This is a genomic window from Aromatoleum toluvorans, from assembly GCF_012910905.1.
Classification (GTDB): Bacteria; Pseudomonadota; Gammaproteobacteria; order Burkholderiales; family Rhodocyclaceae; genus Aromatoleum; species Aromatoleum toluvorans.
This window is the reverse complement of sequence record NZ_WTVN01000043.1, coordinates 1-16,219: the sequence shown is the minus strand read 5'-3', so window position 1 is coordinate 16,219 and position 16,219 is coordinate 1. Positions and strand designations below refer to the sequence as shown.

The following is a 16,219-nucleotide window of genomic DNA, read 5'->3' as shown; positions in this document are numbered from 1 at the left end:
GGCGGAGGCGACACTGCGGGGACCCATTGCGAGAGGCGCGGATTTCGATCCGCGCCTCTTTTTGTTTTTTTGCTCTTGCCGGCATCAGGCCGGATCGCCGCGGAGGGGATTCCGCGCAGCTTTCGGGAAGGACTCGATGAACTTCGATGTGTGGTGGCTGAGCTACCTCGCGCTGGGCGCCTTTATCGGTTTTTTTGCCGGCCTGCTGGGCGTCGGCGGGGGCGGGATCATGGTGCCCGTGCTGACCTCGCTGTTCATCGCGCAGGGCATGCCGAAGGAAAGCGTGGTGCACCTCGCGCTGGGGACCTCGATGGCGGCCATCGTGATGACCTCGATTGCGAGTCTGCGCGCCCATCACAAGCACGGCGCGGTGCGCTGGGACGTCGTGCGCTACATCGCGCCGGGAATCGTCGTCGGGACTTTTGCTGCGACTTTCGTCGCGTCGCGGATCGCGTCCAAGCCGCTGGCGATCTTCTTCGCCTGCTTCATGGCCTATGTGTCGCTGCAGATGCTCGCCAACATCAAGCCCAAGCCGTCGCGCGACCTGCCCGGGCCGCTCGGCATGAGTACGGTCGGCATGGGCATCGGCGGCGTGTCGGCGCTGGTGGCGATCGGCGGCGGGTCCCTGTCGGTGCCCTTCATGACGTGGTGCAACGTCAAGGTCCATCATGCGATCGGGACCTCGGCGGCGATCGGTTTGCCGATCGCGCTCGCGGGAACGGTCGGCTACCTCGTCAACGGCTGGGGGGCGCCCGGCATGCCGGCCTTGAGTGTCGGCTTCGTCTATCTGCCGGCGCTGGTGCTGATCAGTGCCGTGAGCACCTGGACGGCGCCGGTCGGCGCGCGGCTCGCGCACCGTTTGCCGGTGGCCACCCTCAAGAAGATCTTTGCCGGCGTGCTGATGCTGCTGTCGGCGAAGATGCTGCACGCGCTGTTCTTCTGATCGGAAACGGAACCAAGAGGAGCGAACGGGATGAACTGGAACATGTGGCTCGCGTTTCTGGCGGCAGCGGTGGTGATCGCGGTGTCGCCCGGCCCGGGGGCGGTGCTGAGCATGGCGACGGGACTGAGCCATGGCTATCGGGTGGCGCTGCGTGCGATCCTGGGCCTGCAGACGGCGCTGTTGATCCAGCTCGCGGTCGTCGTGCTCGGCCTGGGGGCAGTGCTGGCGGCGTCGGCGACGGCCTTCCTGGTCGTGAAGGTTGCCGGGGCGGCGTACCTGATCTGGCTCGGCGTGCGCAAGTGGCGTGCGCCGGTCGAACTGCTCGAAGACGGCGCGGAGGCGCACGACCCGCGCGGCATCTATCTGCAGGGCGTGCTGGTGAACCTCACCAATCCCAAGGCGATCGTCTTCATGGTCGCACTGGTGCCGCAGTTCATCGACCCGCAACTGCCGCAGTGGCCGCAGTTCTTCATCATCGCGGCGACGATGATCGGTACCGACATCGCCGTGATGTCCTGCTATGCGCTGCTTGCCGGCCGCTGCCGCCGCTGGCTGCGCAGCCCGCGCATGATGAAGGCGCAGAACCGCGTGTTCGGCGGGATGTTCGTCGCCGCCGGCTCGCTGCTTGCGGCGTCTTCGCGCTGATCGGCCGGGTCCGGCCGGCTCACCGGCTGCCGGCGGACATGCCGTCGAGCAGCGTGCGCAGGTTGTGGCGCATCATCGCGACGTAGGTCGGCGCCGGGCCGTCCGCGGTCGATAGCGCGTCCGAATACAGGGTGCCGCCGAGGCGCGCGCCGCTTTCCTTGCGGATGCGCTCGATCAGCCGCGGGTCGCTGATGCTTTCGACGAACACGGCCGGTACGTTTTCGCGCCGCAGCTGGCGGATCAGCTGCGCAACGCCGGCGGCGGAAGGTTCGGACTGGTTGCTGATGCCCGCCGGGGCGAGGAAGCGCACCCCGTAGGCGTGGGCGAAGTAGCCGAAGGCGTCGTGGGCGCTGACGACCTTGCGCCGTTCCGCCGGAAGCGCCGCTAGGGCGCTGCGGATTTCCGCGTCGAGCGCCTTCAGTTCCGTGGTGTAGCGGGCGGCGCTGTCGCGGTACGCCCTGGCGTTCGCGGGGTCGGCCTGCGCGAGCGCGTCGGCGATGTTCGCGACGTAGCGCTGCGCATGGGCGACGTCCTGCCATGCGTGCGGATCGACGGCGTCGCGATGGGAGCCCTTGCCGTGGCCGTGGGCGTCGTCGTGCTCATCGGCGCCGGCGATCGGCTCGATGCCCTGGCTGGCGACGAGGATCCGGCCCTTGTAGCCCGCGGTCTGGGCGAGCCGTTCCAACCACGGATCGAAACCGAGGCCGCTGGCGACGACGAGCTGGGCGGTGCCGATGCGGCGTGCGTCGGAGGGGCGCGGCTGGAAGTTGTGTGCGTCCTGGTCGGCGGCGACGAGCGTCGTCACCCTGACCCGGTCGCCGCCGACCTGGCGGATGAAATCCCCGAGGATGCTGAAGCTCGTGACCACTTCGAGGGGCGCCGCGTGGAGGGGTTGCGTGGCGAGGCCGAGCAGCGTGGCGAGGGCGACGGCGAGACGGAGCAGGGTCTGGTGCATGCGGTGTGGCGGGGGTCAGGATTCGAGGTGGGGGCGGCGGTCGAGGCGCGCGCCGATCATGCCGCCCGGGGCGAGGATCAGCGACAGCACGTAGATGATGCCGGTCACGAGGATGATCGCCGGCCCCGCCGGGACGTCGGCGTGGTAGGAGGCGAGCAGTCCGCCCACGCCGCTGACGAAGGCGATGACGACGGCGAGACCGAGCATGGCCGGCAGACGCTTCACCCACAGGCGCGCGGCGGCCGACGGCAGGATCATGATGCCGACCGCCATCAGGGTGCCGAGCGCGTGGAAGCCGGCGACGAGGTTGAGCACGACGAGCACGAGGAAGCCGTAGTGCGCGATCGGGCTGGCGGTGCTGACGCCGCGCAGGAAGGCGGCGTCGAAACATTCGAGCACGAGCGGGCGGTACAGCAGCGCGAGTGCGACGAGCGTCACCGTCGTGATCGTGCTGATCAGGAGCAGCGAGGCATCGTCGAGCGCGAGCACGGAGCCGAACAGCACGTGCAGCAGGTCGAGGTTGCGCCCGCGCAGCGACACGATCATCACGCCGGTGGCGATCGAGAGCAGGTAGAACGCGGCCAGGCTGGCGTCCTCCTTGAGGATGGACGAGCGCGCGACGAGGCCGGCGGCGAGCGCGACGACGAGCCCGGCGACGATCCCGCCGACCGTCATCGCCCCGAGCGACAGGCCGAAGGCGAGGTAGCCGAGCGCGGCGCCGGGCAGGATCGCGTGCGCCATCGCGTCGCCCATCAGGCTCATGCGCCGCAGCAGCAGGAACACGCCGACCGGCGTCGCGCCGAGCGCGAGGGCGAGGCAGCCGGCGAGTGCACGGCGCATGAACTCGAAGTCGGCGAAGGGGCCGAGCAGCCCGTCGGCGATCATGCCGCCTCCGCTTCGGGGCGATGGCACACCGGCGCGGTCGCGTCGAATTCGCCGGCGAGGCGGCGCGCGGTGGCGAGGCGTTCGGGGGTGAGGATCTCTGCGGTCGGGCCGAAGCCGAGGCATTCGCGCGCGAGCAGCAGGCACTCGGGGAAGTGGCGCTGTACGAGGGTGAGATCGTGGAGGACTGCGAGGATGGTCCGCCCTTCCGCGTGCCACTGCAGGATCAGGGCGACGAGGTCTTCGATGGTGCGTGCGTCGATCGCGTTGAAGGGTTCGTCGAGCAGCAGGAGGTTCGCGTCCTGCAGCATCATCCGCGCGAAGCGCGCGCGCTGCAGCTGGCCGCCCGAGAGCGTGCCGATCTGCCGCGCCTCGAAGCCGGACAGCCCGACCGCCGCGAGGGCCGCGCGTACACGTTCCGCCTGACTGCGCTTGAGGCCGCGGAAGGCGCCGATCTCGCGCCACAGCCCCATCGACACCATGTCGAACACGGAGACGGGGAAGCTGCGGTCGAGTTCGCTCTGCTGCGGCAGGTAGGCGATGCCGCCCTTGCCCGCATGCACGCGGAACTGGCCCTGCAGGGGCGGGAGTTCCCCGGTCAGGGCCTTGAAGAGCGTGGATTTGCCCGCGCCGTTGGGGCCGACGATCGCGACCAGCGCGCCGGGCGCGATGCTGCAGCGGAGGTGGTGGACGGCCGGATGGCGGTCGTAGCCGAGGGTCAGGTTGTCGAGTTCGAGGATTGCTTCGCGCGCGTTCATGCGAGTGCCCAGCCTACGGTGAGCCAGAGCACGGCGGCCGCGGCGGCGGCGAGGGCGATGCGTGCGCCGATGCCGAGCAGCAGCGCGGTGCCGGGGAAGGGCGCGGATGCGACGCCGCGCGCGTGGCCGCTTCCATGGTCGTGGTGGTGATGCACGTGCGGGAGCGCACTGCTCGATGTGGGGGGCATGATGTCGTCGCGTCGGGACATTGATGTTATTTGAAGGGGCGGCAGGCTGGGGCGCAGCGCGCCCTCAGGCCTTCGCCCCGCGCCGGCGGCCGCAGTCGGCGCAGGTGCCGTGGAAGACCAGTTCGGCGCGTTCCGGCTCGTAACCGGCCGGCAGCGTGAATCGTTCGTCGGGCCGGATCGATTCCAGGCACAGCACATGGCCGCAGCGCTCGCAGTGGAAGTGTGCGTGCGGGCTGCTGATCTCGCCGCCCGCCTTGAAGCGTCGCGCGCGGTCCGGTCCGATGACGCGATGCGCGAGGCCCTGCTCGACGAGCCAGTCGAGCGTGCGGTACAGCGTCACACGGTCGTGCGGCAGGCCGTTGGCGGCGAGCTCGGCGGCGATGTCGTCATGGTTCAGCGAACGCGCGCTGTGCTGCAGCACTTCCAGTACCGCCGTCCGCGTGCGCGTCACGCGACCGCCGCTGGCGGCAATCAGGTTGGCGGCCGGGGTAAGGAGGGGAGTGGGCATCGCGGGGAGCGGCATGCGGATCTAATGCAACATTGTAGCATTAGATCCGCCGTGCTCCGGGTCATTCACTCGCGCCGCAGCGCGCCGAATTCGCGTTCCAGCAGCTGCGGGTCGCCGAGGTTCAGCGCCAGCAGGCGGCGCAGGTGGGTGATGCTGTCGAGGTCAATTTCGCGGCACGCGAGCCCGATGCCGTCATTCTCGGTGTGCACGACATCCCCTTCCATGCGGATCGTGGCGCCATCGAGTGCGATCTCGAGCAGGCAGCGTGTCCCGGGATCGGGGAGGGGCGTCACCGTCGCGTGGATCAGGGCGCCTTTCAGCGACAGGTCGTGAACCTTGCATGCGTGTTCGCGGTCGCCGACGAGCAAGCGGGCGGCGGTGCTGAAGTGGATGCGCGAGAAGTGCCTGCGGTGCGTCTGGTTCATGGCCGGGTCCTTGCCGTGTGCATTGCGCTGCCGCGGGCGCTGCACCGGATGTCAATTTTGTAACCGCGGTTGCCGCGCCGCAAGACCATGCGCTCCCCCAGTGGGGATGCAGTGCATGCCCCATTCCGCCGTGTGCCGTGTGAGCAGCCTGTCACGTACCGTTTTCTGGGTAGGTGCGACAATTTGTCTTGATGAAGCAAACTGTTACGTTTGCTGCCAGAATGGGCGAGCGTTCGAGGGTGAGTCATCCTGATCAATATAGCGAGAGATTGCGTGGCCGAATTGCTTGAACTCAGTGGCGTATTTGCTCACCCGAAAGGCGCGGTGGCGGAAGATTCCCGGACGGACGGCGATGCGCTGCTCGACTGCCTGTTGCTGATCGCGCGGGCGCATGGTGCGGCGACCACGCGCGACGCGGCGATCGCCGGCCTGCCGCTGGAGAACGGGCGGCTCAACCCCTCCCTGTTCGCGCGGGCGGCGCAGCGTGCCGGGCTGAGCAGCAAGCTCGTGCGCAGTGCGCCCGAGCGGCTCAACCCGTCGCTACTGCCCGCGGTGCTCCTGCTGAAAGGCGACAAGGCCTGCGTTCTGCTCGGGTGGAGCGAAGACGGCGCCTGCGCCCGCGTCGTGTTCCCCGAGCTGGGCGAGGCCGCGGTCGAGATGCCGCGCGCCGAGCTGGCAGCGCGGCATGACGGGTATGCGATCTATGCGCGCCCGATCTTCCGCTTCGACGCCCGCACGCCGGAAGTGCGGCCGATCCGGCGCCAGCACTGGTTCTGGGGCGTGATCGCGGAGAACGCTTCGCTGTATCGCGACGTCCTCCTCGCGGCGTTCATGATCAATCTGTTCGCCATCGCGATGCCGATGTTCGTCATGAACGTGTACGACCGGGTGGTACCCAACCACGCGATGGAAACGCTGTGGGTGCTCGGCCTCGGCGTGCTGATCGTGCTTGCGGGCGACCTTGTCCTGCGCACGATGCGCGGCTACTTCGTCGATCTCGCCAGCAGCCGCGCGGATGTCAAGCTGTCGGCGGCGATCATGGAGCGCGTGCTCGGGCTGCGCATGGAGCAGCGTCCCGAATCGGCCGGTTCCTTCGCCGCCAACCTGCGCGCGTTCGAGTCGGTGCGCGACTTCATCAGTTCGGCGACGGTGGTGGCGTTCATCGACGTCCCTTTCGCGCTGGTCTTCCTGCTCGTCATCGGCTGGATCGCGTGGCCGCTGATGTTGCCCTTCGTCATCGGCGTCGTCGTGCTGCTCGTGTATGCGATGACCGTGCAGGGGCGCATGCACGAGCTCGCGGAAACGACCTACCGCGCGGGCGCCCAGCGCAACGCGACGCTGGTCGAGGGGCTCGTCGCGATGGAGACGGTCAAGGCGGTGTGCGCGGAAGGGCCGATCCAGCGCAAGTGGGAGAAGAGCGCGGCGCTGCTGGCGCGCGTCGGCACGCAGTTGCGCCTGCTGTCATCGACGGCGATGAACGGCGCGGCGTGGGTGCAGCAGGCCGTCAGCGTGGCGATCATCGTCCTCGGCGTGTACCTGATCCGCGACAACCTGCTCAGCATGGGCGGCCTGATCGCGTGCTACATGCTGTCGTCGCGCGCCATGGCGCCGATCAGCCAGGTCGCCGGCCTGCTGGTCCAGTATCACAACGCGGCGACGGCGCTGAGCTCGCTCGACAAGCTGATGAACCAGGAAGTCGAGCGTCCGGACGACACCAACTTCATCAGCCGCCAGTCCTTTCGCGGCGAGATCGAGTTCCGTGACGTCGGCTTCCATTACCCGGGGCAGGAGACCGCGGCGCTGTCCGAGATCTCGCTGCGCATCCGTGCGGGCGAGCACGTGGGCATCATCGGCCGTGTCGGCTCGGGCAAGACCACGCTGGAGAAGCTGATCCTCGGCCTGTACCGCCCGACCTCGGGGGCGATCCTCATCGACGGCATCGACCAGCGCCAGCTCGACCCCGCCGAGCTGCGCCGGCATATCGGCTACGTGCCGCAGGACGTGACCCTGTTCTACGGCTCGCTGCGCGAGAACATCACGCTCGCCAGCCCGCTCGCGGACGACGCCGAAGTGCTGCGCGCGGCGGAAACCGCGGGCGTGACCGAATTCGCCAACACCCACCCGCAGGGGTTCGACATGCAGGTCGGCGAGCGCGGTGCGTCGCTGTCCGGCGGGCAGCGCCAGTGCGTCGCGATCGCGCGGGCGGTGATCCACCAGCCGCCGATGCTGCTGCTGGACGAGCCGACCGCATCGATGGACTTCACCAGCGAGGAGGAACTGAAGCGCCGCCTGCGCGGCTTCGCCCAGGGCCGGACGATGCTCGTCGTCACGCACCGGACCTCGCTGCTGGAACTGGTCGACCGCATCATCGTCATCGACGGCGGCCGGGTGGTGGCCGACGGTCCGAAGGATCAGGTAGTTGACGCCCTGCGGCAGGGCCGCGTCGGGAGGGCCAAGTGATGAGCGAGATCGGTCAGGAATCCTTCCAGCGCATCGGCGACGTGTCGCAGCGGGTCGGCAGGCCGCTGAGGCCGTGGCTCGACCGGGTCTTCGCGCGCTTCATCCCCGAGGCTTCCCCTGACGGTCGTCTCGAGTGGGCGGCGGATGCGGATTGGGCGCTCATTCAGGAGGAGCCGCTGCGCGCGCGCATGCTGCTGCGCGTCCTCGCGATCGGTCTGCTCCTGCTGTTGCTGTGGTCCGCGTTCGCGTCGGTCGATGAGGTCACGCGGGGCGATGCGAAGGTCATCCCGTCCTCGCAGGTGCAGATCATCCAGAGCGTGGACGGCGGCGTGGTCGAGGAGATGCCGGTGCGCGAAGGACAGGTCGTCGAGGCCGGGGCGCTGCTGTTGCGCATCGACCCGACCCGTTTCGTCGCATCGCTCGCGGAGAACCGCGCGCAGTACCTGGCCCTGCGCGCCAAGGCTGCGCGGCTCGAGGCGCTCACCGCCGGTTCGGCGCTGGCGATGCCGCAGGAGGTGGTGCGCGAGGCGCCCGGGGTCGCCGATCACGAGCGGCGTCTCTACGATTCGAGCGTCGCGGAGCTGGACGCCCAGCTGTCGATCGCCCGCCAGCAGCTCGCGCAGCGTCAACAGGAACTCAACGAAGTGCGCGCGCGCTATCAGCAGAGCAGCAGCGGCCTCGATCTGGTGCAGCAGGAGCTGAACGTCACGCGACCGCTGGTACAGTCGGGGGCCGTGTCCGAAGTCGAGATCCTGCGCCTGCAGCGCGACGTCGCGCGCCTGCGGGGCGAGCGCGATCAGGCCGCGGCGCAGATCTCCCGCATCCAGTCGGCGATCTCCGAAGCCACGCGCAAGATCCAGGAAGTCGAGCTGAATGTGCGCAACCAGCAGCGCAACGAGCTTTCCGACACGATGGCCAAGCTCGCGGCCCTGACCGAAGGCGGACGGGCGCTCGCGGACCGCGTCAAGCATGCCGAGGTGCGCTCGCCGGTGCGCGGTACGGTCAAGCGCCTGCTCGTGAATACGATCGGGGGCGTCGTGCAGCCGGGCAAGGAGGTCGTCGAGATCGTGCCACTGGACGACGCGCTGATTCTCGAGGCGCAGATCAAGCCCAAGGACATCGCCTTCCTGCGGCCGGGGCAGAACGCCCTCGTCAAGTTCACGGCGTACGACTTTGCGATCTACGGCGGACTCGATGCCGTTGTCGAGCACATTGGTGCGGATACCGTCACTGACGATAAGGGCAACGCCTTTTACACTGTACGCGTGAGGACCTTGAAGTCGAGCCTGGGCGAAAGCCTGCCGATCATTCCGGGCATGGTGGCGGAGATCGACATCCTCACCGGCAAGAAGACGATTCTTTCCTATCTGCTGAAACCCGTCCTGCGGGCCAAGGCCAACGCACTGTCCGAACGATGAGCCAGAACATCTTCCTCCGCTCCGACACGGTCCGCCCATCGACGCGCTGGCTGGACGCGTTTCCCGAAGGGATCTGCTGCGAGCAGCGGGTCCTCGGCGGCAAGGCGCGGCCGGGCGACGTGATCTGGGTCGATACGGCGCACGCCCGGTGGTCGGACCTGATCGGCGCCCTGATGCAGGCGCTCCCGGCGTGTCACCTCGCCGTCGTGAGCATGGCGCCGGATAGCGCCGAGGCGGTCGTGGCGTTCGACCGCGGCGCGCGCGCGTACTGCCATGCGATGGCGGTGCCGAGCGTGTTCTGGGACGTCGAACTGGTCGTCCGCCACGGCGGCCTGTGGATCGGTCCGGAGCTGATGACCCGCGTCGTCGGTGCGGCCGGACGCGCCCTCGCTTCGCCTGAAGATGCCTCGCTGCCCTTGCTGTCGGAGCGCGAGGCGGAGGTCGCCCGCGAAGTCGCCAACGGCTTGAGCAACAAGGAGATCGCGGTGAAACTCGGCATCACCGAGCGCACCGTGAAAGCCCATCTGGGGGCGGTCTTCGAGAAACTCGGCGTGCGCGACCGGCTGCAACTGGTGCTGCGGCTGTCGGAACACGGTGAAATTTCGCAGTCGGTGAATTGATGATGTACGTGAAACGCGATACCCAGGGAAAGATCGTGGCGGTGAGCCGCGAGCCGGCGGCTGGTGAAGGATGGAGCGCCGCGGACGGCGCCGAGGCGGACCTGATCGTTTTCGGGCGCGACGTCATCGAGGGGGCGAACCCGATGGGCTCGTCGGACCTCGGCCTCGTGCGCGTGCTCGAGGACCTGATCGAACTGCTCGTCGAGCGATCGGTGATCCGCTTCACCGATCTTCCCGTGCCCGCACAACACAAGCTCATGGAGCGCCGCGGCGCGCGCGAGGCCATGCAGCACCTGAGCCTGCTCGACGACGACGGCGTGATCTGAGCCGCTGCCCGCCACAGGCGGGTCGGCGGCGCCGCGCGTCACGCGGCCGACGGTGTGCGTACGGCTGGCCCGGTCATGCCGTCGATGCCGAGATCGGGCAGTGCCCGGGTCTCCGACTCCGATTCCACGCCCTCGGCGATCGCCATCAGACCGAGGGAGTGGACGATCATGCACAGGCCGCGCAGGAACGCCTGGTTCCCGGCGTTGGCATCGATGCCGCGGATGACCGCGGAATCGATCTTCACGTAGTCGAGCCCCAGTTCGTGCAGGTCGCCCAGTTCGCCGAAATGTGCCCCCACATGCTCGATGCCGACCCTGCATCCGAGCGGCTGCAGCGCCACGCACAGCGTGCGGAACTCCGCCAGGTGACGTAGCGCGCCATATTCGGGAACCTCGATCCACAAGCGTTTCGCCGCGGCGGCGTCCGCCTGCAGCAACGCGAACAGTTCGCCGCGGAAGTTGGCGTCGCACAGCGATTCGGCCGACACGTTGATGCCGCGCTCACGGCCGTCGCCCGAGATCGCGTGCAAGGCCGCGTGTACGACCGCCATGTCGAAGCGCGGCATCAGGCCCAGGCGCGCAACGCGCGGCATGAAATAGCCGGCCGGCTGCCAGACGCCGTCGAGCAGCAGCCGGATCGGCGCTTCCTCATGCAGCAGGCGGCCGTCGTTGGCGACGACGGGGTAGGCCCCGAGACGCACCCCGTCGCGCTCGAGCGCCGACAGCAGGGCCGCCCGCCACGACTGAAGATCCGGGTAGGGCGCGGCCGCCTTGCCGCCGCCGTCGACACGCACGCCGCGATCGCCTGCCTGCTCGGCCGCCGCGAGGGCACCGTCCGCGCGCGCCAGGACCTGCGAGCGGGCTTCGCCTGCCGCATAGGCCGTCGCCGCGACCGGCAGGGCGACTGTGACATCCTGCAGGTGGGCGTCGAGACCGTCATGCAGCTGCTTCGCCAGCGCAGCCGTGAGCTCGGGGGCATTCTCCTCGCCGGGGGCGAGCAGCGCGAAGTCGCTGCCGTTGATGCGACCGACCTGCCAGTTCGCCCGCCCGGCGGCAAAGTCGGAGAACTGCCCGGCAAGGTCGTGCAGCAGGCGGTCCGTCTGCGCGCGGCCGATGCGCTGATTCAGCCCGGTCAGGTCGCCCACGCGTGCGATCAGCAGCGTGCCGGCCGCATGCGCGTCGTCGCGTGCGAGCGCGGAGTCGAGCTGGTTCAGGAACTGGCTGCGATTGAGCAGCCCGGTCATCTCGTCGTGCTGCGTCTGCCGTCGCAGCTGCTCGAGGCGTCGCGATTCCTCGGCGAGGATCGTGCGGACGCGTTCCGACAAGGTGTTCATCGCGCGCACGACGCTGCGGAATTCCATCGTGCTCGGCTCGGGCGTGGTGACGAAGCGGCGCCCGCCGATCGCCTCCGCCTGTTCGACTACCCGGCCCAGGGGGCGCGTGATGTGCTTGATGATGAGCGTGCCGATGAGACCCGTGAGCGCCCCACCGAGCACGAACCACCCCAGCAGCTGCAGTGTGCCCTGCCACAGCGCCGCGTAGGCATAGCGCTTGTGGCTTTCGAGCGTCAGCGTGCCGAACTGGTGCCACCCGTCCTGCACCTGGGCGACGCCGGCATGCGCCTTGATCGGGACCAGGCGCGTGAACCACTCCGGCGCGCCGTCGAGCGAGCCGGCATATTCGCGCTCTGCCACGACGTCCCCGGTCGGGCTGGTCAGGCGGATGAGGCGGTAGTGTCCCGCGTCGAACTGCGCGGCGATCTGCAGTTCGACGGTGACCGGGTCCTTGGGCATCTGCGACAGCGACAGCGCCAGCGAGGTTGCGTTGTCGAGGTTCTTCACCTGCAGCTGCTGCTCCAGGTAATGCCGCGCCGACAGGGTGCTCACCACGAGGCTGCCGCCCAGGGCGATGAGCGTCACCACCGCGATGGCGATCCAAAGCTGTTTGATCAGGGACATGGCAAAGACTCTCCGAAAAGCCTTGTAGCGGTCATGGCAAACCTTCCGTGCGCATGCGGTCGAGCACGTCGCGCCAGCGCGACAGTCGCGTCGTGGGGTCGGCCGAGGAACTGGTGGAGCCGCCCACCCACAAGCCCCCGGCATTGAAGCTGAAGATCGGAAACAGGTCGGGACGGCGCGAAGCGGTGCGGATGTCACCGATGAGGTTGTCGAGCACGAGCGGCTCGTCCGCAGGCGAGGGGTAATAGCCGAGCACCATGTGCGCCTGCGAGATGCCACTGCCCGGTGCGCCGATGCTGGCCCGCACGTAGATCAGGCGCAGCTTTTCGGCCGGGATACCGAGCGCGCGCAGGCTCATGTATTTGGCGATCGAGAAATCCTCGCAGTCGCCGGCCTTGCGCCCGAGCGTCTCCAGCGGCGTGGCCCAGTAATCCTTCTGCTGCCAGATCACGATGTCGTCCTCGAACGCGATGCGGCGATTGAAGAAGGTGTTCACGCGCTGCAGCTTTTCCTGATCGTCGAGATCGGCCGCGTCGCCGAGCATCCGGCGCCAGGCGTCGACCGACTCGCCCGCCTCGGCGCCGAAGCGCTCTCGCGCCAGGCGCTGCATGCGGTCCAGGTCCTGTGCCGCGAAAGACAGGCCCAGCAGCACACACGTCATCACCGCGAGGCTGCGTACGAATGCAGCAAGGGCGCCCCGCAAGGGGGGCCGTCTGCGCGGGCAAGGGGTTGCTGTCATCGCGTCCGAGGGCAACTTGTCATGCGTATTATCGGTGATCGCTTTCGTTGGCGCGGCGCGTCCTGCAACGGATCGCGGGTTTTTTGCCCCATTGGTGTTGCGTATTTGGCATTCCCGGGTGATCTAACCGCAGTAATATCCCCTTACAAGATTAACCGAGTGGTTGACGTCGCGCAGGACAGCAGGACAATCACTGGCTATACCTTTTGCATAAGCGTTGCGCTGTCTGGAGAATAATATGAAAATTTGTCAATCCGTGGTTGCGTTGGCCGTGCTGGCCGCGCTCCCGTTCGTCGCAACGGGTGCCGGTCCGGATGCCTTGCGTGATGCGGCGCGCAAGGCTGTGGTGGCCAACCCCGAAGTGCAGGCCACGTGGAACGCGTTCCGTGCGGCGCGGGAAGACCAGGCTGTCGCGCGTTCCGGCTACCTGCCCCAGGTGGATGCCGTCGCCAGCATCGGCCATGAGGAGTTGCGGCGTCCGGGGCAATCCACCGATTCGTTTACGCATCGCAACCTGACACTGTCGCTCAACCAGATGGTGTATGACGGCTTCTTCACCCGCAGCGAGGTTGCCCGCTTCGGCTTCGCCAAGCTGACGCGTTACTACGAACTCATCGATGCCTCCGAAGGTGCCGCGCTCGAAGCGGTGCGTGCCTATGGCGACGTGGCGCGCTATCGCGAGCTCACCCGGCTTGCCCAAGCGAATTACGTGCAGCACAAGCAGATTCACGACCAGATCGCCGAGCGCGCAGGCGCCGGCGTCGGCCGCCGCGTCGACCTCGAACAGGCGACTGGTCGTCTCGCACTCGCCGAGTCGAACCTGCTCACCGAGGTGTCGAACCTGCACGACGTGAGCGCCCGCTACCTGCGCATCGTCGGCGAAGTGCCGCAGGAGGCCACGCCCGGCCTGCCCGTCGGTACCTCGCTCGGCCAGATCCCGCCGACGGCGAAGGATGCCCTGCGCGCCGCCTTCAATACGAGTCCCGCCCTCAATGCCGCCGTCGAGAACGTGCGCGCCAGCCAGGCGCTCATCGATTCGCGCCGCGCCGCCTTCCATCCTCGCCTCGACCTGCGCGCGCGCCAGGCCATCGACCACAACCTCGACGGTGTCGATGGACGCACGCGTGAAGGCGTTATCGAACTGGTGCTCAGCTACAACATCTTCCGCGGCGGCGCAGACGACGCCCGCCTGCGTCAGGCCGGTGACCTGAGCAACCAGGCGAAGGACCTGCGCGAGAAGGCCTGCCGCGACGTGCGCCAGACGCTGGCCATTGCGTACAACGACGTGCAGCGCCTGCAGGAGCAGATGCGTTACCTCGACCAGCACCAGCTGTCCATCGAAAAGGCGCGCGAAGCCTACCGTCGTCAATTCGACATCGGCCAGCGCACGCTGCTCGACCTGCTGGACACCGAGAACGAGTACTTCCAGGCCCGGCGTGCGTACGTGAATGCCGGTTACGATCAGGTCATCGCGCAGGCGCGGGCGCTGTCGAGCATGGGGCAACTGATGGGCGCCCTGGGCGTCGCGCGCGAGGATCTGCCCGCGCCGGCCGATGTCGGTCAGGACCGTACCGGCATCGATCCCGAAACCATCTGCCCGCCGGATGCGCCGGTGCCGATGAGCATCGACAAGGCCGCCCTGCTGTCGGAAGCGATGAAGGCTGTCGGCGCCGTGCCTCCGGCCGGCTCCACGACGAAATAAGCAAGGAAAAAAGGCCGGAGACGCGGTACTTCACCGCCGGCGCCTTTGCGGGCGTCGGCGGCTTTCCGTTCGCACACGGGAACGATCGCACGCCGGCCCGGTCGATGTGGCGCAATCCCTTACAATTCGCCGCATGAACCCATCCGCCTCTCCGTCGCACGGTGCCGAGTCCTCGCCGCTCGGCAAACCGGCCGACTACTGCGACACCTATGCCCCCGGCCTCCTGTTCCCGATCGCGCGCCAGATCAAGCGCGACGAGATCGGTATCGTTCCCGGCAAGCTGCCCTTCGTCGGCGAGGACCTGTGGAACGCCTACGAACTGTCCTGGCTCAATCCGCGCGGCAAGCCTGTCGTCGCGCTCGCGACCTTCCGTGTCCCGGCCGACTCCCCGCGCCTGATCGAGTCGAAATCGCTCAAGCTCTACCTCAATTCCTGCAACCAGACGCGGTTCGACAGCGTCGATGCCGTGCGCGCGACGTTCGAGCGCGATCTCTCGGAGGCCGCGGGGGCACCTGTCGCAGTGGCGATTCAACCGCTCGACGCCGGCCCCGTGCGTGCGATCGCGTCGCCGCCCGGTGAGTCGCTCGACGAACTCGATATCGACATCGACACCTACCAGCCATGCCCGGACTTCCTGTCGTCCGCGGCCGACCGTGCCGAAGTCAGCGAAACCCTGCATTCCCACCTGCTCAAGTCCAACTGCCTCGTCACCGGTCAGCCCGACTGGGGCTGCATCGTGGTGCGCTACACCGGGCCGGCGATCGATCGCGCCGGGCTGCTGCGTTACATCGTTTCGTTCCGCAAGCACAACGAATTCCATGAGCAGTGTGTCGAGCGTGTCTTCTGCGACATCCTCGAGCGCTGCAAGCCGCGCGAACTTGCCGTGTGGGCCCGATACACCCGCCGCGGCGGCCTCGACATCAACCCCTTCCGTTCCACCGGCCGGTTCGCGCCTCCCGACAATCGCGCCGAGGTGCGCCAGTAGTCCGATCCGGGTTGGCGTCGGGCGGGAATCATTCGAGGACTGCGCGTGTCTCCGTCAACGCATGTCAACGCCGTTCCGGGCAGGGGCGTTGAATGCTTGGGTCGGACGATCCGGCGCGGTTTCCCGGGTGCAACAATGTGCAAGAGCTGTTATCCGGGTAGTCAACGCGGGGAAGCATGGTTTAATATCCGGCCGCTTCACACCACCATCAAAAGGAAAAGAGCATGAAAGTTTTCGTTGCTGCCGCGGTTGCCGCGGGCCTTCTCTCCGCCGCTCCGGCCTTTGCCAACGCTGACCTGGCCAAGGCCAAGAACTGCCTGGCCTGTCACGCCGTAGACAAGAAGCTGGTGGGCCCGGCCTACCAGGAAGTCGCCAAGAAGTACGCGGGTGACTCCGGCGCGGTTGCCAAGCTGGCCGAGAAGATCCAGAAGGGTGGTTCGGGTGTCTGGGGCACGATGCCGATGCCGGCCAACCCGCAGGTCAACGCCGAAGAAGCCAAGACCCTGGCGACCTGGGTCCTGTCGCTCAAGTAATCGGCTCCGGTCGATGCGAAAAGCCAGCCCGCGGGCTGGCTTTTTTATTGGTGCGCCCGGCAGGGCGCACTCACTTGGAGGTGGAAGTCCTCTACTCGCCCGGCAAGGGGAAGAGTTAGCCGAACGGCAAGGGTGTCGCGGGTAACTGCGAATCTGGAGGAAGCCGAAGGCAAA

17 protein-coding genes are annotated in these 16,219 nt (G+C 67.9%); 9 read left to right on the top strand and 8 right to left on the bottom strand.

The window, feature by feature from the left end; translation table 11 throughout:
* The first annotated feature begins 136 nt into the window (after positions 1-136).
* The gene (locus tag GPA22_RS19830; RefSeq protein WP_169257796.1) at positions 137-943 is read left to right on the top strand and encodes a sulfite exporter TauE/SafE family protein; all 807 of its coding nucleotides are present in this window, start codon (positions 137-139) and stop codon (positions 941-943) included.
* Between the two features lie 30 nt (positions 944-973).
* On the top strand, positions 974-1,588 hold the full coding sequence (gene rhtB / locus GPA22_RS19825) for a homoserine/homoserine lactone efflux protein (protein WP_169257795.1): 615 nt from the start codon (positions 974-976) through the stop codon (positions 1,586-1,588).
* A gap of 19 nt (positions 1,589-1,607) precedes the next feature.
* Here rhtB and GPA22_RS19820 read toward each other — a convergent pair whose 3' ends face one another.
* The 6 genes from GPA22_RS19820 to GPA22_RS19795 form a co-directional block, all read right to left on the bottom strand.
* The gene (locus GPA22_RS19820) at positions 1,608-2,543 is read right to left on the bottom strand and encodes a metal ABC transporter substrate-binding protein (RefSeq protein WP_169257794.1); all 936 of its coding nucleotides are present in this window, start codon (positions 2,541-2,543) and stop codon (positions 1,608-1,610) included.
* A 15-nt stretch (positions 2,544-2,558) separates the two neighbouring features.
* Positions 2,559-3,428, bottom strand: coding sequence for a metal ABC transporter permease (locus GPA22_RS19815; protein WP_211169242.1), 870 nt, complete (start codon positions 3,426-3,428; stop codon positions 2,559-2,561).
* Positions 3,425-4,183 (bottom strand): zinc ABC transporter ATP-binding protein AztA, encoded by a 759-nt coding sequence (aztA, locus tag GPA22_RS19810; protein ID WP_169257793.1) that lies wholly within the window; start codon positions 4,181-4,183, stop codon positions 3,425-3,427. Before aztA ends, GPA22_RS19815 begins: the two co-directional genes overlap by 4 nt.
* On the bottom strand, positions 4,180-4,371 hold the full coding sequence (locus tag GPA22_RS19805; protein ID WP_169257781.1) for a hypothetical protein: 192 nt from the start codon (positions 4,369-4,371) through the stop codon (positions 4,180-4,182). The genes aztA and GPA22_RS19805 overlap by 4 nt, the downstream gene beginning before the upstream one ends.
* A gap of 64 nt (positions 4,372-4,435) precedes the next feature.
* Positions 4,436-4,879 (bottom strand): Fur family transcriptional regulator, encoded by a 444-nt coding sequence (locus tag GPA22_RS19800; RefSeq protein ID WP_169257792.1) that lies wholly within the window; start codon positions 4,877-4,879, stop codon positions 4,436-4,438.
* A 65-nt stretch (positions 4,880-4,944) separates the two neighbouring features.
* The gene (locus GPA22_RS19795) at positions 4,945-5,304 is read right to left on the bottom strand and encodes a PilZ domain-containing protein (RefSeq protein WP_169257791.1); all 360 of its coding nucleotides are present in this window, start codon (positions 5,302-5,304) and stop codon (positions 4,945-4,947) included.
* A 324-nt stretch (positions 5,305-5,628) separates the two neighbouring features.
* On the opposite strand from GPA22_RS19795, the gene GPA22_RS19790 reads away from it, so the two are divergent.
* From GPA22_RS19790 to GPA22_RS19775, 4 genes are read left to right on the top strand one after another with little or no spacing between them, the layout of a single operon-like run.
* Positions 5,629-7,764 carry a type I secretion system permease/ATPase gene (locus tag GPA22_RS19790; RefSeq protein ID WP_169257790.1) on the top strand — a complete coding sequence of 712 codons (2,136 nt, stop codon included), beginning with the start codon at positions 5,629-5,631 and terminating at the stop codon, positions 7,762-7,764.
* Complete coding sequence (locus GPA22_RS19785) at positions 7,764-9,182, top strand: HlyD family type I secretion periplasmic adaptor subunit (protein ID WP_169257789.1); 1,419 nt, start codon at positions 7,764-7,766, stop codon at positions 9,180-9,182. The genes GPA22_RS19790 and GPA22_RS19785 overlap by 1 nt, the downstream gene beginning before the upstream one ends.
* A complete protein-coding gene (locus GPA22_RS19780) occupies positions 9,179-9,802 on the top strand; it encodes a helix-turn-helix transcriptional regulator (RefSeq protein WP_169257788.1) in 624 nt (207 codons plus the stop codon). The genes GPA22_RS19785 and GPA22_RS19780 overlap by 4 nt, the downstream gene beginning before the upstream one ends.
* A 2-nt stretch (positions 9,803-9,804) precedes the next feature.
* Positions 9,805-10,128: a hypothetical protein gene (locus tag GPA22_RS19775; protein WP_246264548.1), complete on the top strand. Its 324-nt coding sequence runs from the start codon at positions 9,805-9,807 to the stop codon at positions 10,126-10,128.
* A 38-nt stretch (positions 10,129-10,166) separates the two neighbouring features.
* Here the strand turns inward: GPA22_RS19775 and GPA22_RS19770 are convergent, their stop codons facing one another.
* Complete coding sequence (locus tag GPA22_RS19770; RefSeq protein ID WP_169257786.1) at positions 10,167-12,086, bottom strand: bifunctional diguanylate cyclase/phosphodiesterase; 1,920 nt, start codon at positions 12,084-12,086, stop codon at positions 10,167-10,169.
* Between the two features lie 31 nt (positions 12,087-12,117).
* Positions 12,118-12,747, bottom strand: coding sequence for a transglutaminase-like cysteine peptidase (locus GPA22_RS19765; RefSeq protein WP_169257785.1), 630 nt, complete (start codon positions 12,745-12,747; stop codon positions 12,118-12,120).
* Positions 12,748-13,063: 316 nt separating this feature from the next.
* On the opposite strand from GPA22_RS19765, the gene GPA22_RS19760 reads away from it, so the two are divergent.
* The 3 genes from GPA22_RS19760 (at position 13,064) to GPA22_RS19750 (ending at position 16,045) form a co-directional block, all read left to right on the top strand.
* The gene (locus GPA22_RS19760) at positions 13,064-14,527 is read left to right on the top strand and encodes a TolC family outer membrane protein (protein ID WP_169257784.1); all 1,464 of its coding nucleotides are present in this window, start codon (positions 13,064-13,066) and stop codon (positions 14,525-14,527) included.
* A gap of 133 nt (positions 14,528-14,660) precedes the next feature.
* On the top strand, positions 14,661-15,512 hold the full coding sequence (queF, locus tag GPA22_RS19755) for an NADPH-dependent 7-cyano-7-deazaguanine reductase QueF (RefSeq protein ID WP_169257783.1): 852 nt from the start codon (positions 14,661-14,663) through the stop codon (positions 15,510-15,512).
* 224 nt (positions 15,513-15,736) lie between these two features.
* Entirely contained in the window at positions 15,737-16,045 is a 309-nt protein-coding gene (locus tag GPA22_RS19750) for a c-type cytochrome (protein ID WP_169257782.1), read from the top strand.
* Positions 16,046-16,219: the final 174 nt, after the last annotated feature.